Here is a 25,543-nt window from a genome sequence, read left to right as displayed (position 1 = left end):
GTGGCCAGCAACCCAAGCAACTCGGCGAGGCGCGGCAACTATGCCGATCGGCTCGACCCGGAGCTGTGGGACTATATCGACAAGGTCGACAGCTGGTACCCGCCGGAGATCGTGGCCGCGCCGATCGCCGAGCAGCGCGCCGTGTACGACAGAATGTGCGTGGCTTTCCATCAAGGACATCCCGAAGGCGTGACGACCAGCGACGGCCTTGTCGCCACGGCGGCGCATGCCATCCCGGTCCGGCTCTACCGCATGGTGGGCAAGGCGGCAGCGGCGATCGTCGTCTATTATCATGGCGGCGGCTTCGTGCTCGGCGATCTCGACAGCCATGACGACATCTGTGCCGAAATCTGCGCCGGCACCGGTTTCGAGGTGGTCTCGGCCGACTATCGGCTGGCGCCGGAGCATCTGCATCCAGCTTCCTTCGACGATGCTCTTGCCGTGTTCGAATGGGTCGCCGCGACCAGCACGCTGCCGATCTTGCTTTGTGGCGAGAGCGCCGGCGGCAACCTCGCCGCCGCGGTGGCGCAAGCGACGCGACATCATGCGCGGCATGCCATCGGCCAGATGTTGATCTATCCCGGCCTGGGCGGCGGCGAGAGCGGGCGTTCCTATGTCGAGCACGCCGAGGCGCCGCTGCTGACGCTCGCCGACATCGAGTTCTACCGCCGCGTCCGCTCGGCGCCTGGGCAATCGCCTGAGGACCCGACCCTTTCTCCACTCATGGCTCGTGATTTCTCCGGTCTGCCGGCGACAGTGACCGTCACCGCCGAATGCGATCCGCTGTCGTCGGACGGCGAGGCCTATCGCGACCGCATCCTTGCCGCCGGCGGACAAGCGTGGTGGCGCGAGGAGCCGCGGCTGGTGCACAGTTTCTTGCGGGCGCGCCCGACGGTACCGCGCGCGGCGGCGGCGTTTCGAAGGATTATCGCTGATATTGCAAGGCTGAGTGCCGGTGGCGGAGCGCTAATCTCCCCACTCGTGGGGGAGATGGCCGGCAGGCCAGAGGGGGGCGCGAAGGATCGCGACCCTTCGGTTTCCTAACGTCCGACATCTGCCTGAGAAGACATCTCCAATCCGCTGAGACGTATGGCGGGACAGCGCCCCCCTCTGTCCTACCGGACATCTCCCCCACAAGGGGGGAGATCAGCTGTCCCTCTGCGGAACAGCGCACAAGAACTGCGGAAAACCAAACATTTCCCTGCGGAAAGCGGACCTATCATCCTTCGCAGGCAATGGCGCTCCGGCGGTCGCATCCGCCCCCGCGCATGGCGTCCCCGGGGCGCCCAACAACAGAGGGAACGACGATGAAGTTCATGCTGACCGACAGAAAACTGCACCCGCGTGCCAGGCCGATCGCCGACGATTTCAAGAAGGGCGCGATCAGCCGGCGCGAATATCTGGCTTTGATGGCCGGCTTCGGCGTCACCGCCGCCGGCGCGATGGCCCTGGGCGGGATCGCTGCCTCGCCTGCCCGTGCCGCCGAGCCGAAAAAGGGCGGCGTGCTGCGTGTGGCGATGAACGTCAAAGGCTTTAAAGACCCGCGCACCTTCGACGGCGTCGAGATGTCGAATGTCGCGCGTCAGTGCAACGAATATCTGGTGCGCTGGAACACCGACTTTTCCTTCGAGCCCTGGCTGCTGGAAAGCTGGGAAACCAGCGATGACGCCAAGACGATCACGCTGCATGTGCGCAAGGGCATCACCTGGTCGAACGGCGACACTTTCAACGCCGACGATGTGATCCACAACCTCAACCGCTGGTGCGACGCCTCGGTCGCCGGCAACTCGGTTGCCGCGCGCATGGGCGCGCTGGTCAACGCCGACACCAAGAAGCCGGTCGACGGCGGCATCCAGAAGATCGACGACCATACCGTCAAGATCAACCTGCCAAAGCCCGACATCTCGCTGATCGCCGGCATGGCCGATTATCCAGCGCTGATCATGCACCGCTCCTATGAGGGCGATGCCGATCCGAAGAAGGCTTTGGCCATCACCACCGGCCCATGCGAACTGGTGAGCTGGGACGCCGAGACCGGTGCCGAGGTGAAGCGCAAGGACAAGCCGTGGTGGAAGGGCGAGTTCTATCTCGACGGCATCAAATGGGTCGATTACGGCTCAGACCCCAACGCCACGCTGTCGGCCTTCGAATCCGGCGAGATCGACACCGACCACGAAACCGCTTCGGACGCCGTGTCGCAGACCGACCAGATGGGCCTGCAGAACTCCGAGATCGCCACCGGCTCGACCATCGTCGCGCGCTTCAATGTCTCCAACGCGCCCTATGACGACGTCAAGGTGCGCCGCGCCGCCCAATTCGCCGTCGACAATACAGCAGTGCTGAAGCTCGGCCTCGACGGTCGCGGAAAACCCGCCGACAACCACCATGTCGGCCCCATGCATCCGGAATTCGCCGATATCGGCCCTGCGGTGCGCGATGTCGATCAGGCCAAGAAGCTGATTTCCGAAGCCGGCAAGACCGACCACGAATATGAGCTCATCTCGGTCGACATCGAATGGCAAAAGAGCACCGCCGATGCGATCGCGGCGCAAATCCGCGAGGCGGGCCTCAAGGTCAAGCGCACGGTATTGCCGGCCGCGACTTTCTGGAACGACTGGAGCAAGTTCCCCTATTCCTGCACCGAATGGCTCGGCCGGCCGCTCGGCGTCCAGGTGCTGGCTTTAGCTTACAAGTCCGGCGCGGCCTGGAATGAAAGCGCCTATGCCAACAAGGAGTTCGACGAACTGCTCGACAAGGCGCTTGCGACGCCGGACGCGGCGGCGCGCAAGGAGATCATGGCCAAGATCGAGACCAATCTGCGCGACTCCGGCATCATCATCCAGCCCTATTGGCGCTCGGTCTACCGCACCTATCGCAAGGGCGTGCAGGGCTGCGAACAGCATCAGGCCCTCGAGCAGCATTTCGAGAAGGTGTGGCTGGAGTCCTGATCCTCCCAGGACCGAGCGGCCGGCGCGGCGTTCAAGGCCGCGCCGGCCGTTTGCTGTTTGCCAAGCCAACGCATTTCGGCACAGAGTGCGCCGACCGGCTGTCCGCCGGGGGAATGCGAGAAGCAGCAAGGCATGGACCACTTCGATCTCGGCACCTATCGCCGCCCCATCTCTACATCCTCGGCGGAAACGCAACGCTGGTTCGATATCGGGCTGAACTGGTGCTACGGCTTCAACCATGAGGAAGGCATCAAATGCTTCGAGAGGGCGCTGGAAACCGATCCCGGCTGCGCCTTCGTGCATTGGGGCATCGCCTATGCCGCCGGGCCTTTCTACAATTTGACCTGGAAGGAACATGGCAAGGCCGAGGCCGACCATGTCGCCAGGCGCTGCTTCGAGCATGCGCGGCTTGCACAAGCCAACGCGGCGCAAGCAAGCCCCGTCGAGCAGCGGCTGATCGAGGCGCTGGCCGCCCGATTCCAGCAGCCGCATGGCGTGAGCGCGGCCGAGTTCGAAAAATGGGACGACGCCTATGCGGCCGCGATGCGTCAGGTCTATCGGGACTTTCCAGACGACCATGACGTGATGGCGCTGACGGTCGAGGCGCTGATGATGCGCACGGTGCGGCGCCTGTGGAACCTCAAGACCGGCGCGCCGGCGCCGAATTCCGACGTGCTCGAAGCGCTGGAGATCTGCGAACGTTCGATCCGGCTCTCGGACGAGGCAGGTGCTGCGTCGCACCCGGCGGCGCTGCATCTTCACATCCACCTGCTCGAAATGTCGACGCAGCCCGAGCGTGGCACGCGCTCGGCGGAGCGGCTGGGGACCATGTGCCCGGATGCCGGCCACATGAACCACATGCCCGGACATATCTACGTGCTCTGCGGCGAGTATGAGAAGGCGAAGCTCGCCAGCGAGAAGGCGGTGCGCGCCAACGATCTCTACCTCGCCTATGCTGGCGAGCCGACCTATTACCTGCTTGGATGCTGCCACGACCTGCATCTGATGATGTTCACCTGCATGTTCCTTGGCCAGTACCGCCCTGCCTTGTGGGCCGCCGACAAGGTGCGCAGCCTGGTGACGCGCGACGTCGTCAGCATTGCCGGGCGGCCGAAACTGACGCAGACGGTCGAGGGCTACCATGCGATGAAATCGCATGTGCAAGTGCGCTTCGGGCGCTGGCGCGAGATCATCGACGAGCCGATGAATGGCGAGCCCGAACTCTATGTGGTGACCACCGCGCTGCAGCATTACGCCAAGGGCGTGGCGCTTGCGACGCTGCGCGACTTCGCGGCGGCCGAGCGCGAGCGCGAGCTATTTAGCCGGCAAATCGACAGCATTGCACCGGAGCGCCGCTTCCTCAGCAACCCGACAAAAGCCTCGCTCGCGGTCGGCGCCGCCCTGCTCGACGGCGAGCTTGCCTACCACCGGGGCCGGCATGATGAAGCCTACGAGCATCTGCGGCGCGCGGTCGAGCTCGACGACAATCTCTCCTACACCGAGCCGTGGGCCTGGATGCACCCGCCGCGCCACGCGCTGGCGGCACTCCTTCTCGACCAGGGCCACGCCGCGGAGGCCGAGCAAGTCTATCGCGACGATCTGGGCCTGAGCGGCGCCGTGCAGCGCTGCGCCCAGCACCCGGACAATGTCTGGGCGCTGCACGGGCTGGTCGAATGCCTGAAGCGACGCGGCGAGAAAGAGGAATTGCCGGGGCTAAAGGCGAAGCTTGCTGCGGCGCTGGCCAAGGCGGACGTAGCGATCACCTCGTCATGCCTGTGCCGGACCAGCGTGCAGGCAGACCATTGCTGTTGTCATTGAGGCTGCGGGGTTCGGCGTCCCTCGATCGAGCGCAGCTCCGCAGCGTTTCTTACGAGAATATCTCCGCCAGTTCGTCGATGCTTGCACCTTCCTTCGCCTGGCGCAGTTCGACGTAGCTCACCGCCGTGGCGATCGACAGCACCATCGACACCACGGTCTGCACCAGCGCGGCTCCGATCTCGGCTATGATGCCGCCGAACAGCACAAGAACGAGCAATATTCCCCACTGGATGATCATCGCGATGATGATGAGAATGAGGAACAGGCCGAACAGCGCCCAGCGGCTGCCCTTGGTCAGAACCCGGCTGCGCGACATCGAGCCGAACACGCCCCGCCGCTCCTGGATCAGAACCGGCACCGACATCGACCAGCCGAGCCAGAGGATGATGCCCGGCACGATCAACAGCATCAGGCCGATACCCGCGCCGAGACCGACGAGAAGGCCGATGCCAAGCGTCGGCAGCAGAAAGCGGATCGCAATCTGGATGCAGTCGCCGAAGGACGGGCGCTTGCCGTTGAGGTCCTCGATGGTCGCCCGCACCAGCGCCGACTGCAGCAGCAGCGCGCACACAAAGGAGATCAGCCCGGCGATGATGGTGATGTAGGAATTGCGAAACATGGCGCCCGGGTCGGCCATGGTGGCGGGGTCGCGCTGCATCATTGCGTCGATCTGCGGCTGGGTCCACAGCCTGACGAGCAATGCCGGCAGGCCCGCAAACAAAGCCGCCAAGCCCACGCAAAGTCCGATGTTTCGGCCAATCACGCCGAAGGTGTTGCTGAATACCCTGCCGATCTCGAATCTGCCGGGTTGTCCCAATGTCGCAGTAGTCATGATAATTTCCCCCGAGTCACCACCGTATCCGACCGATGACTTCAAAGTAAATTTGCCAAGGTTGAAGGGCTAAGTCCAGTGCGCTTGCAATTGTCATGGCGTATTGCCAGTGTCGGCCCCGAACCGCAGGTTGCAGGGGGAACGAGCGGGTGACAGCCGCAGCGACGGATGAGGCCGGACGGCTGGCGCAGTTGCACAAGCAGCTGCTGGCCGACGATTCGATCCAGTTCGGGCTGCCGACCTATGTGCGGCCCGAGCCTCCCGAATGGCTGAAGCCTGTACTGGAGGGCCTAGCTAAGCTCGGCCCTTACATGATCTATCTGTTCTGGGGGGCGGTAATCATCGGCGTCGCGATCATTGCTTTCCTGCTTTTTCTCGAGGCCAAAGGCGTTGCCTGGCGCCTGCCATGGCGGCGGAAACGCGAAGAAACCGAAGCGAGGGAAGAATGGCGCCCTGACGCGGGGGCCGCCCAGATCCTACTCTCCGAGGCCGATGCGCTCGCCGCGCGCGGCGAGTTTGACGAGGCGGTGCATCTTCTGTTGCGCCGCAGCGTCGCCGACATAGCCACCCGGCTGCCCAACTTCCTGCGCCCGTCGCTCACCGCGCGCGATATCGCCGCCGCGGGCTCTATCCCCACGCGGCCCCGCGCCGCGTTCAGCGAGATCGCCCGCATCGTCGAGGCAGCCTTGTTTGCCCGCCGTCCCGTCGGCGCCGAGGGCTGGCGGCAGGCGCGCGGCGCCTATGAGCGTTTCGCCTTCCGGGATGCCTGGGCATGAGCGCGCAGCCCGCCGAGACGACCGAGGCGCCGTTCAGCCGCAGAACCCTGTTCTGGGGCATCTTCGCCAGCCTGCTGGCGGCGGCCGGTTTTTTCCTTTTGTCCACCTATGCGCCCGATTTCCGCCAGCCCGAGGGCGGCGCCACGCCGTTTTCGAAGGGTGGCACCGGCTATGCAGGGCTTGTCGAATGGCTGAAGCTCGCCAACGGACAGGCGCCACCGATGGAGCGCGGCGAGAAGGACCTGGCGTCGCCGCTGGCCTCGACTTTTCTGCTCATCGTCACCATCGCGCCGAGCAGCGACCCGGCCGCGCTCGACCGCATCATCAAGCTGCGCTCCGGCAAGGACACGCTTTTCGTCCTGCCGAAATGGCAGACCTTTCCCTTGTTCAGCCATGACGGCTGGGAGACCAAGGTCGAGCGGCTGCCCAATACGGTCGTCAACGACTGGCTCGGCCGCATCGCCAAGGCGAAGCTCGGCGAGGCGAAGAACACGCTCTCGCAGATCAATATCGCCGGCCGAACGGTGCCCGCGCCGGAGGAACTGCAATGGGTGGCGGACGACCATCCGCTGATCGCGGCCGGAAACGGCAGGGCTATCCTGACCGAGCTCGACAACGAACCCTTCTACATCCTCACCGATCCCGATTTCATCAACAATGCCGGGCTCAAGGACGAGCAGACGGCAGCCGCCGCGCTCGACATGATCGCCATGATCGAGCCCGCCAAGGGCGCCGTCATGTTCGACCTGACACTGCACGGCATCGGCCAGAAATACGATCTTGCCAAGCTTTTGGTCGAACCGCCCTTCCTGGCGCTGACGCTGTCCGTGTTGGTGGCGGCCGCGCTCGCCTTCCTGCACGGGCTCGGCCGCTTCGGCCCGCCGCGCGCGGAAGGCCGCGCCATCGCCTTCGGCAAGCAGGCGCTGGTCGACACGACGGCGATGCTGCTCAGGCGCGCCGGGCGGCTGCAAGAACTTGGCGACCGCTATGCAACGCTGGTACGGCAGCGCGCCGGCGCCTTGCTCGGCGCGCCGCACGGGCTGCAGGGCGAAGCGCTCGACCACTGGCTCGATTCCCGCGACAAGGGCGAGACGCATGGCTTCAGCCGGCGCTTCAAGGCCGCGAATGAATCCAACAATTTGGCCGCAATGCATGAAGCAGCCGAACAGCTGCATGACTGGACGGCAAGGAGGCTCGGTGAACGTCGATGAAGTGAAAGCCCTGGCGGGCGCGATCAGGGAAGAAGTCGCGAAAGCGATCACCGGACAGCGCGATACCGTCGACCTGATGCTGACGGCTTTGTTTGCCGGCGGGCATATCCTGCTCGAAGGCCCGCCGGGCACCGCCAAAACCATGACGGCGCGCTGCTTCGCGCAGGCGCTCGGCGTCGCCTATGGCCGTATCCAGTTCACGCCCGACCTGATGCCCGGCGATATCGTCGGCTCCAACATCTACAATTTCCAGACCGGGCAGTTCACGCTGACGCGCGGCCCGATCTTCTGCGATCTTCTGCTTGCCGACGAAATCAACCGCACGCCGCCGAAGACGCAAGCGGCCCTGCTCGAAGCCATGCAGGAGCACGCCGTCACCTTCGACGGCACCACGCATTCGCTCGGCGGTAATTTCATGGTGGTGGCGACGCAGAATCCAATCGAGCATCAGGGCGTCTATCCGCTGCCCGAAGCCCAACTCGACCGCTTCCTGTTCAAGCACAGGGTGAGCTACCCGGACCTCAAGGAAGAGCGCGCCATCATCGTTCATCACGGCGGCGGCTCCGCCTCGCACGATATCGGGCAATACGGCATCAAGGCGCGCACCGACCGCAAGACGCTGGAAGCCGCGCTTGCCACGGTCGGCGACGTCACGCTGGTCGACGATGTCGTCGGCTATATCGCGGCGCTTGTGCGCGGCACGCGCGAAAGCCCCGACCTCGAGGTCGGCGCCAGCCCACGCGCGGGCGCCATGCTGGCGAGAGCCGCGCGCGCCAGGGCGGCGCTCGACGGCCGCAACTACGTCATCCCCGACGATGTCAAGGCGCTGGCCGTGCCGGGGCTGCGCCACCGTGTGGTTCTCTCGCCGGCGGCGCAGATCGACGGGCGGCTGGTCGAGCAGATCGTCTCCGACCTCGTCGACCATACGGAAGCGCCGCGTTGATCTATCCGAGCGGGCGAGCGGTCTGGGCAGCGGCGGCGGGGGCGATCCCCGCCTTCCTGATCGCGCTCGCGCTGCCGCATGTCTGGTATCTCGGCCTGTTGTGGATCTGCGTGCTGCTCGCCTTCCTGGCGGTGGACGCGGCCGCGGGCAGAGGCCGCGCGTCGCTCAATGCCACGCTGACGGCGCCGCCGCAGGTCGGCGTCGGCGGTCGCTTCACGCTGCATATCGCGGCGGGTTTCGGCGCCGAGCTGCGGCGCCTGCAGGCGCGTGTCGGGCATGACCAACGGCTGCAGCCGGTCGCGGGCACCGGTGGCGCGCTGCCGGCCAATGGCGGCACGCTCGATCTCGAATTCGAGGCCATCCGCCGCGGCATCGCCGGCTTCGACCGTCTCTGGCTGCGCTGGCAGGGTCCATTCGGGCTGATCTGGAATCAGGTCGTGCTGCCCGTCGACCACAAGGTTGCGGTGCTGCCCGATGTCAGCAGCGCGCGCGACGAGGCGATCACGCTCTTGCAGCGCTCCGCTCTTGCCGATGGTCATGCGCAGAAGCGCGCCGGCCAGGGCCGCGAGTTCGAGTCGCTGAAGGATTACCAGCCCGGCATGGGCCGGCGCATGATCGACTGGAAGCGCAGCGCCCGCCATGGCAAGCTTCTGGCGCGCGAGTTCCGGATCGAGGAGAACAACAACATCGTTCTGGCCATCGACAGCGGCCGGCTGATGTGCGAGCCGGTCGATGGCGTGCCGAAGGTCGACCGGGCAGTGACGGCGGCGCTCCTGTCGGCCTTCATCGCGCTCAAGGGCGGCGATCTCGTGAGCCTGTTTTCCTTCGATGCCAGGCCGCGCGTCTCCAGCGGCGCGGTGCGCGGCTCGCCGAGCTTCACCATGATCCAGAAGCGAGCCGCCGAGATCGACTATTCGGCCGAGGAGACCAACTTCACCCTGGCGTTGACCACGCTTTCGGCCAAGCTGGACCGGCGCTCACTAGTCATCGTCTTCACCGATTTCGTCGATCCGATCAGCGCCGAATTGATGCTGCGCACCGTCGGCCGGCTGACCGAGCGGCATCTGGTGCTGTTCATGCTGATGAAGGACGTCGAGCTTGAAACGCTCGCCGACATGGCGCCGGCGGCGCCCGAGGATGTCGCCCGCTCCGTCACCGCCGGCGACCTCCTGCGGCAGCGGCAGGTGGTGATCGGCCGCCTGCGCCTGCTCGGTGCGCATGTCATCGAGGCCGACCATCAGCGGCTCGGCCCGGCGCTGGTCGAGCGCTATATCCAGCTCAAGGAGGAGAATCTCTTATGACGCTGTCGGCCGGCACCGATGCCGTGCGCCAGTCGCTGGCAAGCTTCCGCCAGGAGCGCGAAGCGGACTGGAAAGCCTTCGAGGCGCTGCTGGCGCGCGTCGAGAAGCGCGCGCCGCGCGCGCTGTCTGAAGACGAATTGCTGTCGCTGCCGCTCCTCTACCGCTCGGCGCTGTCCTCGCTTTCGGTGGCGCGCGCGACCTCGCTCGACAGCGCGCTGATCGCCTATCTCGAGGCGCTCTGCCTGCGCGGCTATTTCTATCTCTACGGCGCGCGGCGATCTTTGAGGACCCGCATCGGCGACTTCTTCCTGCACGATTGGCCCGCGGCGATCCGCGATCTGTGGCGCGAGGTGTGGACATCGGTCGGGCTGACGGTGATCGGCGCCATTGCCGGCTATTGGCTGGTCGCTTCTGACAAGCGCTGGTACGACGCCATCATCGCGCCGAGCCTGGCCGGCGGGCGCAACCCGGATTCGTCGGCCGAAACCCTGCGCAGCGTGCTTTACGGCGGCGGCGACCATTTCCTGTCGGGGTTCGCCGCCTATCTCTTCACCCACAACACGCAGGTGTCGATCCTGGCCTTCGCGCTAGGCTTCGCGTTCGCGGTGCCGAGCGTGCTGATCATCCTGATGAATGGCTGCATGCTCGGCGCCATTTTCCAGATCTATGCCGCCAAGGGGCTCGGCTTCGCGCTCGGCGGCTGGCTGTCGATCCACGGCACGACCGAACTGTTCGCCATCGCCATCGCGGGCGCGGCCGGCATGCGCATCGGCACCAGCATCGCCTTTCCCGGCGAACTGACCCGCATGGCGGCCGCCGCCCGGGCCGGTCGCGTGGCGGCGACCGCCATGATCGGCGTCACGGTGATGCTGCTTTTTGCCGGACTGCTCGAAGGCATCGGCCGCCAGACGATCACCAGCGACATTGTCCGCTATTCGATCGGCGGCGGCATGCTGGCCTTATGGCTCAGTTATTTCTACCTGTTCCGGATGGTGCGGCATGGCGAGCGCTAGGACAGCGAAGGTCAAGAACCCGGCAGCGCTGATCCGCCCGCTTGTGACGCCGGAAGGCGTCGACCTCAGGGTCAAGCTGGCCGACGCCGGCACCCGCGCTTCGGGCTTCCTGCTCGACGTGGTGATCATCCTCACTGCGGCCGTGGTCGTCTCTCTGGTGATAATCTTTGGCCTGGCGGGCCTCGGCTTCCAGGACGCGCAGCCACTTTTCATCGTCTGGATCATCTTCATCTTCTTCCTGCGCAACGTCTATTTCATCGCCTTCGAAGCGGGACGGCGGGCAGCCACACCGGGCAAGCGCATGGTTGGCGTGAGGGTCGCGTCGCGCAGCGGCGCCGGCCTCACGCTCGACCAGGTCATCGCGCGCAATCTGATGCGCGAGATCGAAGTGTTCCTGCCGCTGTCGATCCTTGCCGCGCGCGCCAGCGCCGAAGTCGCCGACACGCTGACGACCATCTTCGGCCTGGTCTGGGCGCTGCTGTTCTCGCTGTTCCCGCTGTTCAACCGCGATCGGCTGAGGATCGGCGACCTGCTCGCCGGCACCTGGGTGGTCGAGGCGCCGAAAGTGGCGCTGCTCGAGGATCTTTCGCGGCGCAAGGATCCGATCGCGGCGCGCTTCCAGTTCAGCCCCGCGCAGCTCGACGCCTACGGCATCGCCGAGTTGCAGAAGCTGGAGGAAGTGCTGCGCCGCGACGACTATTCGGCGCTCAAAGCGGTCGCGGAGACCATCGGCCGCAAGATCGGCGCCAGGGTCGAGCCGATCGATTCAAAGGCTTTTCTCACCGCCTATTACGGCGAACTGCGCGCGCATCTGGAACGCAAGCTGCTGCTCGGGAACCGCAAGGCGGATAAGTACGCTCGGTAGCGAATCGTCCCTCGCCTACCCCACCCACTTCTCGTAGTCCGACACCAAGAGATGCAGCGGCGCGACGTCCTCGTCGATGTTGGAGAAGCGGCCGATCGGCTCGCGGAAGACGTTGTCGGTGAGGTCGTCATTGACGGTCGAGACCTCGCCGATCAGCACGTCCTTGCCCTCGGCCCAGAAGGCGTGCCAGACGCCGGGCAGGAGCGTCACGCTCTGGCCGGGATCAAGCTTCAGCAGGCCGCCGGCCGGCATCCGGTGGATGGTGCCGTCGACCGGCACAGACACCTCCGCCTTCGGGTCGATGCCGCCGTCGCGATCGTGCATGAAGAGTTCCAGCACCAGCTTGCCGCCGCCGCGGTTGATGATGTCCTCGGCCTTGATGTTGTGTCGATGCATCGGCGACAGCTGGTCCTTGCGCGAGATCATGATCTTTTCGGCATAGAGCATGCCCATGCCGAGCTTCATGTCCTCGTAGCGGCCGTTGCGTACGGTGAACAGGAACAGGCCTAGCTCGTCGAACTTCTCCTGGCCGTAATCGGTGATGTCCCAGCCGAGGCGCGAGGTGAAGATGGCCGAGGAGTCCGCTTTATGCGTCTTCATCTCTTCCGGCGACCAATAGGCGAAGGGTGGCATGATATAGCCGAAGGAGCGGATGAAGGCGTCGGCTTCGCGGATGATGTCGTTGATCTTGGAGCGCTTCATGGTCGTGTTTCCTCCCGGCCGTTGCCTGCTGAAATCTGCCCATCCGAATAGCCCAATGCCCGCCCGCTGTCGACGCAAACTGACGGGTTGGCCCCGTGACATGGGCGGCTTTCGGGGCCATAAACCCAACTGATTTGTTTTAACGCAATGTCTTATCCCGCAGCGGTTACCGCTCGGAAGACATGCTTTGGACGGTGATCCCATGGCAAGCATAGACGACCTCGACACCCCGGCGATCCTCATCGATGCGGCCCGCGCCGAAGCCAACATCAAAAAGGCGCAGGCGCATGCCGACGCGCATGGCTTGAAGCTCAGGCCGCATATCAAGACGCACAAGCTGCCTTACTGGGCAAAGAAGCAGGTGGCGGCCGGCGCCGTCGGCATCACCTGCCAGAAGATCGGCGAGGCGGAGGTGATGGCCGATGCCGGGCTGACCGACATTTTCCTGCCCTACAACATCCTCGGCCGCGCCAAGCTGGGGCGGCTGAAGGCGCTGCATGGCCGTGTCACACTCTCGGTGACGGCGGACAGCCACGATACTCTGGAAGGGCTTGCCGCGACCTTCACCGATGCCGGTCATCCGCTGTCCGTGCTGGTCGAGTGCGACACCGGCATGGGCCGTTGCGGCGTGCAGAGCGCCGACGACGCGCTGGCGCTGGCGAAGGTGATCGATCAGGCCAAGGGCCTCAGCTTCGGTGGGCTGATGACCTATCCGGCGGCGGGGCGCGCCCCCGAGGCGGAAGCCTGGCTGAAGACCGCGCGCGACGCGCTTGCCGCGGCGGGACTCGAATGCCAGCGCATCTCCAGCGGCGGCACGCCGGATATGTGGCGCTCCGGCGAAGACAGCGTCGTCACCGAATACCGGCCCGGCACCTATATCTATCTCGACCGCTACCAGGTCGCCAAAGGCGTCGGCACGCTGGACGATTGCGCGCTGACGGTGCTTGCCACGGTGGTCAGCCATCCGACGCCGACCCGCGCCATCCTCGACAGCGGCAGCAAGGCGCTGTCTTCAGATACGCTCGGGCTGCCGGAGTTCGGCGAGCTGCTCGGGGTGCCGGGCGCGCGGGTCACCGGCTTGAGCGAAGAGCATGGCACCGTGACACTCTCGGACGGCGCGGGCCTTGGCATCGGCCAGCGCGTGCGCGTCGTGCCCGATCATTGCTGCGTGGTGACGAATTTGTTCGACCAGGTGCATCTGATCGACGGCGACAAGGTGCTGGAAACGCTGCCGGTGGCGGCAAGGGGACGGATGGGGTAGCTCCCCTTCTCCCCTTGTGGGAGAAGGTTAAGCCCGCTCCGCCTGTCGCGCTGCGACCCTGCGCATCGCGGTCACCCGGCGGCGGAAAATCTCGGTGCGCATCACCATCAGGTGCAGCGCGAAGAAAAGCACGGTGAAGCCGAGCGCCATCACGGCGAGCGGCCACAGCATCGAGGGATCGATGGTCGGACCGCCGAGGCGGAAGACCGAGGCAGGCTGGTGCAGCGTGTTCCACCAGTCGACCGAGAATTTGATGATCGGGATGTTGATGAAGCCGACCAGGGTGATGATGGCGGCGGCCCAGGCGGCGCGGCCTGCATCATCCAGCGCGCGGGTCAGCGCGATGATGCCGAGATACATCAGGAAAAGCACGAAGACCGAGGTCAGCCGCGCATCCCACACCCACCAGGTGCCCCACATCGGCTTGCCCCAGATGGAGCCGGTGATCAGGGCCAATGCCGTAAAGGTGGCGCCGATCGGGGCCGCCGATTTCAGCGCCACATCGGCCAGCGGATGACGCCAGACAAGGGTGCCCAGCGCCGCGATCGCCATGATCGTGTAGCACATCATGGCCAGCCAGGCGAAAGGCACGTGGATGTACATGATGCGCACGGTGATGCCCTGCTGGAAATCCTCCGGCGCGGTGAAGCTCATATAGAGGCCGATGGCGAGCAGGATCGCCGCGACCGCCGCCAGCCACGGAATGATCTTGTCCGCCAGCCCGACGAAGCGCGTCGGGTTGGCGAGATCGGTCCAGGCGGCTAGCCGTGAGGTGGTGTCGCTCATGCCGACCTAAATAGACCGGCATGAGGTTTGGGGCAATTGGACGGATGTCGCAGGCGGGAGCGCGCCCTTGCCTTCTCCCCTTGCGGGAGAAGGGGGAGCTCTAGGATCACGCCGCTTCCGTAACCGGACGGCTGAGGCGGCGGACCTCTTCGTCGTTGAGCAGGCCGCCAGCGCGCAACAGGGAGGCGAAGCGGCCGTTGCGCAGCGACAGTTCGGTGAAGCCACCGGACTCGACCACCTTGCCCTTGTCCATGAAGACGACGAGGTCGGCGTCGCGGACCGTGGTCAGGCGGTGAGCGATGATGAAGGTCGTGCGGTTGCGGCGCAGCTCGTCGATCGCTTCCTTGACGCGGTCCTCGGTTTCCACGTCCAGCGCGCTGGTCGCCTCGTCGAGCACCAGGATCGGCGCGTCCTTCAGCACGGCGCGGGCAATGGCGATACGCTGGCGCTCGCCGCCCGAGAGCTGGCCGCCGCGCTCGCCGACGACGGTGTCGTAGCCGCAGCTCTTGGAGAGGATAAAGTCCTGCGCGGCGGCGGCATTGGCGGCAGCGTGCACCTCGTCATTGCTCGCATCGGCGCGGCCGACGCGGATGTTGTCCTCGATCGAGCGGTTGAGCAGGCCGGCGTCCTGGAAGACGGTGGCGATCGAATGGCGCAGCGACTTGCGGGTCACCGTGCGGGTGTCTACGCCGTCGATCAGGATGCGGCCGCTGGACGGCGTGAAGACGCGCTGCAACAGATTGATGAGCGTCGTCTTGCCGGCGCCGGTCGGACCGACGATGGCGACCGTCTGGCCGGCCTGGACCTCGAACGAGACGTCCTCGATGCCGTGACCGGAATTGGCGAACTCGAAGCTGACGTCCTCGAAGCGCACATGGCCGGTGACGTTGGCGAGTTCGCGCAGGCCATCGGGCTCGACGGTTTCGGCGGCCGAGTCCTCAAGGCGATAGAAGTCCTCGAGCTTGGCGCGCGCCTCGGAAATCTGGGTGGTGAAGGCCGACATCTGGTCGAGACGGGCGATCAGCATTCCGGCAAAGCCAGTGAAGGCGACGACGTCGCCGACGCGGAGCTGGCCCTGGGTAACGAGATAGGCGCCGATCGACAGCACGATCATCATCGAGATGGTCGACGACAGGCGGTTCAGCGCGTTGGCGATCGCCCACCAGTCGAGCACAGGGTTCTGCGCGTCGAGCAGGTCCTTGACATAACGCTTCAACGTCGCGGTCTCATGGCCGATGCGGTTGTAGCTCTGCAGCACGGCGACATTGCTGACGCTGTCGGAGACATGGGCAAAGACGGTGTGGTAGTGGCGCTCGACGGCGGTCTGCCCCGACTTGGTGCGACGCATGACGATGCGGCCGATGCCAACGTAGAGCACGCCGAGGCCGAGCAGCACGATGGACATGCGGATATCCATGGCGAGCGCGGTGGGCACCAGCAGCACCAGCGCGATGGCGGTCGAGAGATGCACGCGCATGAATTCGAGCCACAGGCTGAACAGGGTCTCAACGGCGCGCAGCAGCGTGTGCAGCGAATTGGACGTGCCGCGCTGGTGATGCCAGGCGAGCGGCATGGTGATCACGCGCTCGAAGGACTGGCACAGCACTTCGGAGCGGCGGGCATGGGCGAAGCGATCGGCGCCGCGCGCCACCAGCACGAAAGCGACGACGTTGAAGATGCCGAGAGCGGCCCAGACGGCGAGCGTCGAAAACACCGGGCCTTTTTCCGAGATGGCACCAATCACCCGGCCGAGCAGGATCGGCTCGAGGATTGCGATCGCCGCGAGCGCGACATTGGCGCAGCAAATCAGCGCGACGCGCTTCTTGTCGGCCGCCAGATAACCCAGCGCTCTAAAGTAGATCTGCAGAAGTGACACTTCAGCTACTCCGCCAAACTCTTGTCCGTGCTCAATGCCCGTATTGTGCACCGCACCATTTTTTGACACGTATCGGTTAATGTGTCGCGAAACAATGCGTCGTCTATCCCTTCCGTTCCCATTTAGCGAACAAAAGATGACGACGGTACGAAATCTGACGTGATCGCCTAACGGTTTGAGATAAAAGGTGAAATGTCAGCCTTGCGGCAAAATAATGGCACTTGCCCCGCGCTGCCACATTTTTAATCACAAGCTCTTGCTTAGCCTGCCGTAAAGTAAGGCACGCGCCCGGGCGCGGGAGCCTCGCCAAGTAAAAAACGGGGATCGGCCGCGCATCCCGAGGGACGCGCGGCCGATAGGCCAAGCCTTTGATTTTACGCTGGTATCCTGACGACGACCGCGGCCTTGCCGCCGGCCTTCGGCTCAAAAGAGGCCGATTTTTTCTTCGAACCGTCGACTTCTAGCGAGATCGACTTGGTCTTTTTGTCGCGGATGACGCGAAGCTTGATTTCGCCGTCGAACATCTTGAGCGTTGCGGCGTAGCCGTCCCAGTGCGCAGGCAGCTTCGGCCTAAACGTGATCTCCTTGCCGCGCCGCTCGATGCCGAGGATGCCTTCCACAGCGGCGCGGTAAAGCCAGCCGGCCGATCCCGTATACCAGGTCCAGCCGCCACGGCCGCCCTTGCCTTCGCCGGCATAGATGTCGGCGGCCACGACATAGGGCTCGACGCGATAGTGCTCGGCCGCTGCCTCGTCCGCAGCATGATTGACCGGGTTCAGCATCGAGAAGCAGCGGTAGGCCTCGTCGGTGCGGCCCATCTCGGCCAGCGCGATCACGAACCAGGTGGCGGCATGGGTGTACTGGCCGCCATTCTCGCGCACGCCTGGCGGGTAGCTCTTGATGTAGCCGGGGTCTTTCTCGCTTTTCGAGAAGGGCGGCGTGAACAGCTTGACGATCTTGAGATCATCGTCGACCAGCATCTCGGTCGCCTGTTCCATGGCCGTCGTCGAGCGCGCGGGATCGCCATCGCCCGACAGCACGCTCCAGGACTGGGCGATGGAATCGATCTTGCACTCGTGCGAATTGTGCGAGCCGAGCGGCGTGCCGTCGTCGAAGCTGCCGCGCCGGTACCACTGGCCGTCCCAGGCGGTGCTTTCCAGGGCCCGCTTCAGCGCGTCCGCGTGCTTCAGCCACGCCTGCGCCCGCTTGGCGTCGCCCTGTCCCTTGGCGACAGGCGCGAAGTCGGTGAGCGTCTTCAGCAGGAACCAGCCAAGCCACACGCTCTCGCCCTTGCCGCCCTCGCCGACACGGTTCATGCCGTCGTTCCAGTCGCCGCCAAGGATGAGCGGCAGGCCGGCAGGACTGCTGCGCTTGATCGCCAGATCGAGCGCCCGCGCGCAATGGTCATAGAGCGGCGCGGTGTTCTTGGTGATCTCGGGCGTGAAGAAGGCGTCATGCTCGTCCTCGCCGAGCTGCTGCCCGTCGATGAAGGGCAACTGCTCCTTGAGGATGGCGGCGTCGCCGGTCACCTCGATGTAGCGGGCCGTCGCATGCGCCAGCCAGACGACGTCGTCCGAGATCATGGTGCGCACGCCGGCATCGGTGCGCGGCAACCACCAGTGCTGCACGTCGCCTTCCGGGAACTGCCGGCGCGCGGCATTGAGGATCTGGTCACGCGCCAGCTTCGGGTCGTGCGCCAGAAGGGCGAGTGTGTCCTGCAACTGGTCACGGAAGCCGAAAGCGCCGCTCGCCTGGTAGAAGGCCGAGCGCGCGCGGATGCGGCAGGCAACGGCCTGATAGGGCAACCAATGGTTGACCATGGCGTTCATCGCCTCGTCGGGCGTCTCGACCTGGATGGTGTCGAGGAAGCCGCGCCAGGCCTTTTCATTGTCGGCCAGACGCTGGTCGAAATCCTTGCCGCGATGGGTCTGCACCAGGGCGCTGGCCTCGGCGGGCGTGGCCGCGTCGCCAAGCAGCCAGAGCAGCGTCACGTCGCCACCGGCCGGAATGTCGATGTCGCTGGCGACAACCGCGCAAGGGTCGTCGCCCGCTTCGATGCGCCCCGAAAGCGCAAGCCCGCCGAGCACGGCCTGCGGATACTCCGTCGTGCCGTGCCTGCCGACGAATTCGGAGCGGTCGGCGGTCACCGAATGGATTGGATGGCTGGCCCCCAGGAAGGCGACACGCTCGCCGAAATCGAGGCCATAGGGGTTCTGCGCCAGAAGCGCGCCTGTCGCGGCGTCCCGAGTCGGCACTATGGTCGCCGCGGTGCGCGAGCGGTGGCCGCCCAGCACCCATTCGGCATAGGCATAGACACGCAGGCGCGCCGGCACGGAGCCCGAATTCTGGATGCGCAGCCGGGTGATCTTCACCGGATCGACGGGATCGACCACCTGCGTCAGGTCCATCGACAGAGGCCCGCGCTTCGAGCGGAAGGTGGAAAAGCCCTGGCCGTGCCAGGTCTCATAGGTCATCGACGGATCGCGGACCGTCGCGGCCATCGGCGAGAACGCCTTGCCGCTGGCGTGGTCGAAGACATAGAAGCCCTCGCCCGGCCGGTTGGACACCGGGTCGTTCGACCACGGCGTCAGTTGGTAGTCGCGGCTGTTGCGGCTCCAGGTGAAGCCGGCGCCTTCCGCCGAGACGTGGAAGCCGAAGGCAGCATTGGAGATGACGTTGATCCAGGGCTGCGGCGTCGAGCGCCGTCCGGTCAGCCGGGTGACATAGTGGCGGCCGTCACCGTCGAAGCCGCCAAAGCCGTTCCACAGGCTGAGACCGTTGCCGTCGGCGGCGATATCGCTTCCACCATGGCTTGCCGGCACCGGCAAAGGCAGCGGCGGAACAGGTTCGCGCGGCGAGCCGCCCTCGGCCTGAAGCAAGGCATCGCGGGCCTGGAGGGCCGCGGTCTCGGCGCGTTCGAGCTGGTCGAAGATCGTGCCGTTGCGCGTGTGCAGCACGACGCGCGCCACCGACAGCAAGGTCTTGTAGGTCGGCTCATCCATCAGGTCGCGGCGCACCGCGAAGATGTGCTGGCGCGGCCCGAGCTCGCGGCCGCGCAGGCGGCTGTTCTCGCACAGCGTCTCCACCGCGCGCTGCAGGTCCTGCACATAGGAGGAGGCCTGTTCGTTGACGACGACGAAGTCGATCATCATGCCCCGCGCCCGCATATATTCCTGGAAACGGAGCGCCTGGGCGACGATCTCGAGATCGGCGACGTCGCCGATACGCACGAGGAAGATCGGGAAATCGCCGGAAATGCTGGTTGGCCACAGGCTCGACTGGCGGCCGAGGCCCGACGCGATGGATTCCGCCGGCAGGCGCAGGAACGGATCGGGATAGATCAGGTAGCGCGCCAGCTTCTGCACATTGGCGGCGTCGGTCAGGCTGAGGCCCAGATGGCGCGTCTGCACCTGGCTCCGCGTCCAGGCCAGCATGGCCTGGCGGGCGAAGCTCTCCTGGTGGTCGAGGCGGGCGATCGCCTCGTCGAGCTCGGCGCGATTGGCGCCGACGGCGGTCCAGAAGGTCAGCGAGATCTTCTTGTTGGCCGGCACGCGAACCTGACGGCGAAGTGCTGCCACCGGGTCGAGCGTGAAGCCCTGGCTGCCCGAAAGCCTGACGCCGGGATCGAAGGCGACGGCATCGGCGATGGTGCGGCCACGGCCGATGAAGGCGCGCCGGTCGGTCTCGGCCTCGGCATCGCGCGACGGGCCCGACGGGTCGGTGACGAAATGCACCATGGTGAGGTCGGGGTCGTTCTTGTCGCGCTTGCGCCGCGTGGCGAAGATCGCCCCGTTGTTCGGCGCGATCTCGGTCTCGACGAACATCTTGGAGAACGCCGGATGCGCGTTGTCAGAGGCTTCGTTGCCGAGCACCAGCTCGGCGAAGGAGGTCACCTCGATATGTCGGTCGGCAGCGCCGTCATTGTAGAGGGTGATGCGGCGGCCTTCGCCATTGCCCTCGGAAATGACGATGCATTCGACTTCGGAACGCAGCGAGCCCAATGTCTTGGTGAAGCTCGCCTTGTCGTCGCCGAACAGTGTCTGGACGCGTTCGCCCTCGGCGCGCTTCGGTTCCGCCGTGGCCGACCACCAGTCACCCGTCGCGGTGTCGCGCAGGAAGATGTAGGAGCCGAGGCGGTCCTCGCTCGGATCCGGCTGCCAGCGGGTGACGGCAAGCTCGCCGAAGCGGCTGTAGCCGGAGCCCGTCGCGGTGACCATGACCGAATAGCGGCCGTTGGACATGACGTTGGTCGCCCGCAGCGCCTTGATCGGATCGAGGATGACGCGGCTGTCGGGGCTCTCGGTCTCGGTTTCGTCCTTGGATCGCTCGTCCGCTTCCGTCCTAACGGTTGCGGTCGGAATGTCGCGCGGCGCCTTCTCCTGCAACAGAAGCTCGGCCGACTCGATCACCGGATCGCTGTGGAAACGCTCGCGCAGCCGGCCCTCGAAAATGGCGTCGGCGACCGCGGCGATCGACATGCCTGAATGGTGCGCCATGTAGTTCTGCACCACCGCGTGGTCGGTGCCTTCGGGCACGCGCTGCGGCGTGAAATCGACCGCGTCGTAGAAGCCGTGGCGGCCAAGCGCGCCGATCGAGCGCAGCCGCTGCAGGTTCTGCACCGCCTCGCGCGGACTGAACTGGGCGGCCAGGATCGTCGCATAGGGCGCGATCACGGTGTTCTGGCCAAGGCCGCGCTTCAGGCCGAGCCCGGGCACGCCGAAATTGGTGTACTGGTAGGTGAGTTCGCGGTCGCGGGCATTGTAGGCCGCTTCCGAAATGCCCCAGGGCACGTTCTTGGAACGCGCATACTGGATCTGGCGCTTGATGATGAGCTTGCTGGTCTGGTTGAGGATCGAGCCCTGCGGCTCCTTCATCACCAGCGGCGGCATCAGATACTCGAACATCGAGCCCGACCAGGACATCAATGCGCCCTGGAAGCCGATCTCGACGATCGGCCGTCCGAGACGGAACCAATGCTCGGTCGGCAGGTCGCCCTTGGCGATGGCGAACAGGCTGGTGAGCCGCGCTTCCGAGGCAAGCAGGTCGTAGCAGCTCTCGTCGAGCTGGCGGTCCTCGACCCGGTAGCCGATCGAGAGCAGCTTGCGCTCCTGACGCATCAGGAAGGAGAAATCCATCTCGAAGGCATAGCGGCGGCAGCGCTCGCGCAAGGCGAGCAGCTTGGCGCGCAGAGCGGCGACCGCGCTCTCGTCATTGTGCGAATCGTGCACATGCGCCTCGCAGGTCGCTTCCAGCCGCTCCGCCCAGTCGGCGATGACATCGCTCTTCGGCGAGGCCGCCTCGGTGTGGATGGCGGTGGCGAGCTTGCGGATCTCGCCAGCCAGCACGGCAAGGTTGATGGTGCGGATCGACGCCATCTCAGGCTGTGCCTTGATGGTCGCCACCGCGCGGCGCATGCCGTCGAGACGATCGGCCAGGCGCTGGCGCAGCGGCCGCAGCTGCCGACGGTCGTCCGGCAGCTCGTCCAGGCTTTCGTCGAGAATGGTGACGGTGTCGATGATGCCTTCGAAATCGCCCTGCAGGTGCACCGACGGCGCCTCGGCCCATTCGGCGCAGGAGGCGGCCACCGCAACCAGATGTCCAGCGAGATTGCCGCTGTCGACAGCGGAGATGTAGAGCGGATAGAGCGGCTTCAGCGTCGTCGTGTCGTACCAGTTGTAGAGATGGCCGCGATCGCGCGGCATGTTCTCGATGGTCGTCATCGTGGCGTCGATGCGGGTGATGGCGTCCGACAGGCTGATCCAGCCGAAATCGCGCGCCGAAACCACCGAAAGCAGATAGACGCCGATATTGGTCGGCGAGGTGCGCGGCGCCACCACCGGCGCCGGGCTTTCCTGGAAATTGTCCGGCGGCAGGTGATGCTGCTCGGCCGTCACGAAGGTCTCGAAATAGTGCCAGGTGCGGCGCGCGAAGGTGCGCAGCGCGTGGATGTCGGCGCTCGAGATGCGCAGCCTGTCCTCGGTTTCGGCCGAGCGGCTGATCCAGCAGGCGACGGCCGGCGAAGCGATCCAGAAGATGGCGAAGAAGAAAGCGACGAAGGCGCCGGTGGAATCGGCCAGCACCGGAATCGCGAGGCCGACGACGCCGATGATCACCGCGCCATACATCATGCCGTAATAGGCGCCGAGATCGCTGCCGCTGTTCTTGGCGGCCTGCGAGGCGGTGCGCCATTCGAGCAGGTTCTGACGGCTGACGAAGAGCCGGTAGATGGTGCGGACGATGGCATCGCCCATCATCCAGGCGAGATGCGCCATCAACAGCACTTTGAGCGCCACAAGCGCGGTGCCGAACACGGTGTCGCGCGCCAAAGCGGAGAAATGGCCGCGCGGCGTCTGGTCGCCGCTCTTCGGCAGGATGCCGTTCACGATGTCGAAGGTCGGCGCCATGAACAGGCTGAGGATCAGAAGGGCCTGCCACTGCGCCGCCTGGGTGAAGGGCAGCAGCGTCCAGCCGGCGATACAGGCCATCACCCAGAAGATCGGGGTGACCGAGCGGCGCAGATTATCGACCATCTTCCAGCGCGACAGCGCAGGCACGCCGGAGCGCGGGTCGAAGATGTAGCCGAGCAGTTGCCAGTCGCCGCGCGCCCAGCGATGGTGGCGCGAGGCGTCGACCGAGTAGCGTGTCGGATAGTCCTCGACCAGTTCGACATCCGTCACCAGCGCGGCCCGCGCGAGCGCGCCTTCGAGCAGATCGTGGCTGAGGATGGTGTTTTCGTCGATGCGGTTCTTCAGCGCCGCCTCGAAGGCGTCGACATGGTAGAGGCCCTTGCCGGTGAAGGAACCGTCGCCGAAGACGTCCTGATAGACGTCGGAAACGGCGAACACATAAGGGTCGAGGCCGCGATTGGCCGAGAAGACGCGCTGGAAGAAGGAGGCGTCGTCGCCGCTGGTGAGCGAGGCGGTGATGCGCGGCTGCAGGATGGTGTAGCCGGCGGTGACGACGTGCTTGACCGGATCGAAATGAGGGCGGTTGAGCGGGTGAGCAAGCTTGCCGACCAGGTCCGAAACCGCATCGCGCGTGGTGCGCGTGTCGGCGTCGAGCGTCATCACATAGACGACCTTTTCCGGCAGCGGCACGTTGAGCGGCAGGAAGGTGGTGTCGCTGTCGCCGCGCAGCAGGAGGTTCAGCTCATGCAGCTTGCCGCGCTTGCGCTCCCATCCCATCCAGCAGCCCTGCGCCTGATTGTAGAGCCGGCGGCGATGCAGGAGATAGAAGCGCGGCGAGCCCTCCGACGGATAGCGGGCGTTCAGCCTGGCGATCTCGTCGCGGGCATATTGCAGGATCTCGATATCGGCGGCGTCGATCTCGGTCTTGGAGTCCGGCCAGTCGGACAACAGCGCGAAGTGAATCTCCTCGGCCGTGTTGGCGAGATGATGCACCTCGATGTTGCGGATATTTTCCTCGACGTCGTCGCGCGAGCCGATCAGCGAAGGCACCACGACCAGGGTGCGCGATTCAGCCGGGATGCCGTGCTTGTTGTAATCGTAGCCGACAAGCCTGGTCGGTTTCAGGAACAGTGCCACCACGGTGTTGAAGAAGGCCAGAGCGCCTTCGCTTGCCGGCACCGCGAACAGCGCCAGCATCAGCGTGATCGATTCCACCGACAGCCCGAGATTGGCAAGCGCCCTGCCCGACAGCACGAGCAGCAGCGCCGTCAAAAGGAAGACCGGCACGACGATGCCCAACCAGCCGGCGCTGGCAAAGCCGCGCTTGAAGGTCACATAGAAAGGCGGCCGGTAGCCGATCGCCTTTTCAAGTTCCTGGCGGCGCGGGCCAACCAGGAAGAAGCCGACGTCGGTATGTACGTCGGGGTCGGCGGTTTCGGGCACGCCGGACGCGTCGGTGACGCCAGGCGTGTGGCCGGCAAGCTCGATCGCCTTTTCGGCCACCCGGTATTCGGAAAGATCGGAGCGGCGCGCCAGCTGCTCGATCGCGGTGCGGTACTGGTCGCGCGAGAAGAAGTCGAGGTCGGCGAAATCGGTCTTCTGGCGCAGCAGCGTGTCGATGCGGCTGACGCCCTCGAACCAGACCGTCCAGTCGACGTCGTTGATGAGGCGCAGGCCGCGGATGATGTTGCCGGTCGTGACGTTGCCGCTGGAGAGCGTCTGATGCTCGGAGATGATGATCTCCTCGGCGTCGGAGCCGGTCTTTTCGAGCTCGCCTTCCAGCCATTCCAGCGCGCGGCCGGCGTTCTGCGACCCGTCGCGCAAGCGGTAGAGCAGCTGGGTGGCGAAGGTGGTGTCCTGCGCATGCGTGCCGTAGTTGGACAGTATCCTCGTGCGGTCGGCATTGTCGTCGGTCGCCAGAACGCGGTCGGCGACCTCGTTGGCGATGTGGCGCATCTGCCTGGTGCGATCGACGCGCACGGCGATGCGGCGCAGGTTCTCGATCAGCACGAAGCGCAGCAGCGACGGCAGCGCCCAGAGCTCGCCGATCTTCATCGGCTCGACCGACTGGAAGCCCTCGACGATCGCCTTGAACATATTGGCCGAGACGGAGCTGTCGGAATGCTCGACATAGCCCCAGGCAACGACGAAGGCGCGCGGCAGCACCGTGCCGTCGCCGAGTGTCAACGTCGGCAGTTGGCGATAGAAGCGGCGCGGCAGGTCGCGCTTGACCTGGAAGATGGTCTCCTCGACCAGGTAGTTGTTGTCGAGCAGCCATTGCGCGGCCGGCGTGATGGTCTCGCCCTTGGCCTGGGCGGCGTTGGTCGAGCGGTAGACTTCGAGGATTTTCTTGGCGCTGTCGCGGATGCGGGCCTGGAACTCGAATGGAGCGAGCCCGAACAATTCCTTGACTTCGCCCTTGGCGAGCGCAACGCCCAAGGCGCGCAGCCGGTCCTCGGGCAGGAAATTGGAGCGTATCGGCGCTTCCGTCACCACCGGGAAGCCGGCGCTTGTCTGTTCGATCTTATTCGGGTTCGTCTGAATGTTCATTGAAAATTCCGTAAGCGGGGGCGCAATGCGGCGTCACCGCCACGGCAATGCCCCTAAAACCGGTTCAATTGCAATTGGTTGCATGACTGGTTGGCCGAAAGTTTGTCTTGCGCACCACAACAGGGCGTGCCCTTTCGACAGCTCGTGGGCGAACGCCCCTCGCTCTCCGCCCCGGTTGGATCAGGGCAAGGATTCAGGCTTTTTCGTGATACATGCAAGGGGCCGGGCGATAATTCACCCAAGCCGCGATCATG

General features: G+C 65.3%; 15 protein-coding genes. 10 read left to right on the top strand and 5 right to left on the bottom strand.

What is annotated here, in order from left to right; all coding sequences use genetic code 11:
* The 3 genes from FJ424_RS08145 to FJ424_RS08135 all read left to right on the top strand — a co-directional run bounded on the left by FJ424_RS08145 (position 1) and on the right by FJ424_RS08135 (position 4,766).
* Complete coding sequence (locus FJ424_RS08145; protein ID WP_246677180.1) at positions 1-1,044, top strand: alpha/beta hydrolase; 1,044 nt, start codon at positions 1-3, stop codon at positions 1,042-1,044.
* A gap of 263 nt (positions 1,045-1,307) precedes the next feature.
* Positions 1,308-2,948 (top strand): ABC transporter substrate-binding protein, encoded by a 1,641-nt coding sequence (locus FJ424_RS08140; RefSeq protein ID WP_140656333.1) that lies wholly within the window; start codon positions 1,308-1,310, stop codon positions 2,946-2,948.
* Between the two features lie 132 nt (positions 2,949-3,080).
* Entirely contained in the window at positions 3,081-4,766 is a 1,686-nt protein-coding gene (locus tag FJ424_RS08135; protein WP_140656336.1) for a tetratricopeptide repeat protein, read from the top strand.
* A gap of 49 nt (positions 4,767-4,815) precedes the next feature.
* On the opposite strand, the gene FJ424_RS08130 is transcribed toward FJ424_RS08135, so the two are convergent.
* Complete coding sequence (locus tag FJ424_RS08130) at positions 4,816-5,598, bottom strand: hypothetical protein (RefSeq protein WP_140641295.1); 783 nt, start codon at positions 5,596-5,598, stop codon at positions 4,816-4,818.
* Positions 5,599-5,747: 149 nt separating this feature from the next.
* Between FJ424_RS08130 and FJ424_RS08125 the strand changes: the two genes are divergently transcribed.
* From FJ424_RS08125 to FJ424_RS08100, 6 genes are read left to right on the top strand one after another with little or no spacing between them, the layout of a single operon-like run.
* Positions 5,748-6,374 carry a DUF4129 domain-containing protein gene (locus FJ424_RS08125; RefSeq protein WP_246677179.1) on the top strand — a complete coding sequence of 209 codons (627 nt, stop codon included), beginning with the start codon at positions 5,748-5,750 and terminating at the stop codon, positions 6,372-6,374.
* Entirely contained in the window at positions 6,371-7,585 is a 1,215-nt protein-coding gene (locus tag FJ424_RS08120; protein ID WP_140656342.1) for a DUF4350 domain-containing protein, read from the top strand. The genes FJ424_RS08125 and FJ424_RS08120 overlap by 4 nt, the downstream gene beginning before the upstream one ends.
* Positions 7,572-8,528 carry a MoxR family ATPase gene (locus tag FJ424_RS08115; RefSeq protein ID WP_140656345.1) on the top strand — a complete coding sequence of 319 codons (957 nt, stop codon included), beginning with the start codon at positions 7,572-7,574 and terminating at the stop codon, positions 8,526-8,528. Before FJ424_RS08120 ends, FJ424_RS08115 begins: the two co-directional genes overlap by 14 nt.
* Positions 8,525-9,829 (top strand): DUF58 domain-containing protein, encoded by a 1,305-nt coding sequence (locus FJ424_RS08110; RefSeq protein WP_140656348.1) that lies wholly within the window; start codon positions 8,525-8,527, stop codon positions 9,827-9,829. Before FJ424_RS08115 ends, FJ424_RS08110 begins: the two co-directional genes overlap by 4 nt.
* Positions 9,826-10,842, top strand: coding sequence for a stage II sporulation protein M (locus tag FJ424_RS08105; protein ID WP_140656351.1), 1,017 nt, complete (start codon positions 9,826-9,828; stop codon positions 10,840-10,842). Before FJ424_RS08110 ends, FJ424_RS08105 begins: the two co-directional genes overlap by 4 nt.
* Positions 10,829-11,707, top strand: coding sequence for an RDD family protein (locus FJ424_RS08100; protein WP_140656354.1), 879 nt, complete (start codon positions 10,829-10,831; stop codon positions 11,705-11,707). The genes FJ424_RS08105 and FJ424_RS08100 overlap by 14 nt, the downstream gene beginning before the upstream one ends.
* A 15-nt stretch (positions 11,708-11,722) precedes the next feature.
* Here the strand turns inward: FJ424_RS08100 and FJ424_RS08095 are convergent, their stop codons facing one another.
* Positions 11,723-12,409: a D-lyxose/D-mannose family sugar isomerase gene (locus FJ424_RS08095; RefSeq protein WP_140656358.1), complete on the bottom strand. Its 687-nt coding sequence runs from the start codon at positions 12,407-12,409 to the stop codon at positions 11,723-11,725.
* Positions 12,410-12,611: 202 nt separating this feature from the next.
* Here FJ424_RS08095 and FJ424_RS08090 point away from each other — a divergent pair, with 202 nt between their 5' ends.
* Positions 12,612-13,670: a D-TA family PLP-dependent enzyme gene (locus FJ424_RS08090; RefSeq protein WP_140656361.1), complete on the top strand. Its 1,059-nt coding sequence runs from the start codon at positions 12,612-12,614 to the stop codon at positions 13,668-13,670.
* A gap of 27 nt (positions 13,671-13,697) precedes the next feature.
* On the opposite strand, the gene FJ424_RS08085 is transcribed toward FJ424_RS08090, so the two are convergent.
* From FJ424_RS08085 to FJ424_RS08075, 3 genes are all read right to left on the bottom strand, one after another.
* Positions 13,698-14,456 (bottom strand): heme ABC transporter permease, encoded by a 759-nt coding sequence (locus FJ424_RS08085; RefSeq protein WP_140656364.1) that lies wholly within the window; start codon positions 14,454-14,456, stop codon positions 13,698-13,700.
* Positions 14,457-14,562: 106 nt separating this feature from the next.
* Positions 14,563-16,332 (bottom strand): glucan ABC transporter ATP-binding protein/ permease, encoded by a 1,770-nt coding sequence (locus FJ424_RS08080; protein WP_140656366.1) that lies wholly within the window; start codon positions 16,330-16,332, stop codon positions 14,563-14,565.
* 374 nt (positions 16,333-16,706) lie between these two features.
* A complete protein-coding gene (locus FJ424_RS08075) occupies positions 16,707-25,289 on the bottom strand; it encodes a glucoamylase family protein (protein WP_140656369.1) in 8,583 nt (2,860 codons plus the stop codon).
* Between the last annotated feature and the right edge of the window lie 254 nt (positions 25,290-25,543).

This window comes from Mesorhizobium sp. B3-1-8 (assembly GCF_006439495.1).
In the GTDB taxonomy this organism is placed as follows: domain Bacteria; phylum Pseudomonadota; class Alphaproteobacteria; order Rhizobiales; family Rhizobiaceae; genus Mesorhizobium.
The sequence above is the reverse complement of the archived record's forward strand: the minus strand, read 5'-3'. Positions and strand labels throughout refer to the sequence as shown.

What these genes read in the sequence shown, in the direction of transcription:
- FJ424_RS08140 (WP_140656333.1), top strand. Translation starts at nt 1,308, where the DNA reads ATGAAGTTCATGCTGACCGACAGAAAACTGCACCCGCGTGCCAGGCCG.
- FJ424_RS08135 (WP_140656336.1), top strand. Translation starts at nt 3,081, where the DNA reads ATGGACCACTTCGATCTCGGCACCTATCGCCGCCCCATCTCTACATCC.
- FJ424_RS08130 (WP_140641295.1), bottom strand. Translation starts at nt 5,598, where the DNA reads ATGACTACTGCGACATTGGGACAACCCGGCAGATTCGAGATCGGCAGG.
- FJ424_RS08120 (WP_140656342.1), top strand. Translation starts at nt 6,371, where the DNA reads ATGAGCGCGCAGCCCGCCGAGACGACCGAGGCGCCGTTCAGCCGCAGA.
- FJ424_RS08105 (WP_140656351.1), top strand. Translation starts at nt 9,826, where the DNA reads ATGACGCTGTCGGCCGGCACCGATGCCGTGCGCCAGTCGCTGGCAAGC.
- FJ424_RS08100 (WP_140656354.1), top strand. Translation starts at nt 10,829, where the DNA reads ATGGCGAGCGCTAGGACAGCGAAGGTCAAGAACCCGGCAGCGCTGATC.
- FJ424_RS08095 (WP_140656358.1), bottom strand. Translation starts at nt 12,409, where the DNA reads ATGAAGCGCTCCAAGATCAACGACATCATCCGCGAAGCCGACGCCTTC.
- FJ424_RS08090 (WP_140656361.1), top strand. Translation starts at nt 12,612, where the DNA reads ATGGCAAGCATAGACGACCTCGACACCCCGGCGATCCTCATCGATGCG.
- FJ424_RS08085 (WP_140656364.1), bottom strand. Translation starts at nt 14,456, where the DNA reads ATGAGCGACACCACCTCACGGCTAGCCGCCTGGACCGATCTCGCCAAC.
- FJ424_RS08075 (WP_140656369.1), bottom strand. Translation starts at nt 25,289, where the DNA reads ATGAACATTCAGACGAACCCGAATAAGATCGAACAGACAAGCGCCGGC.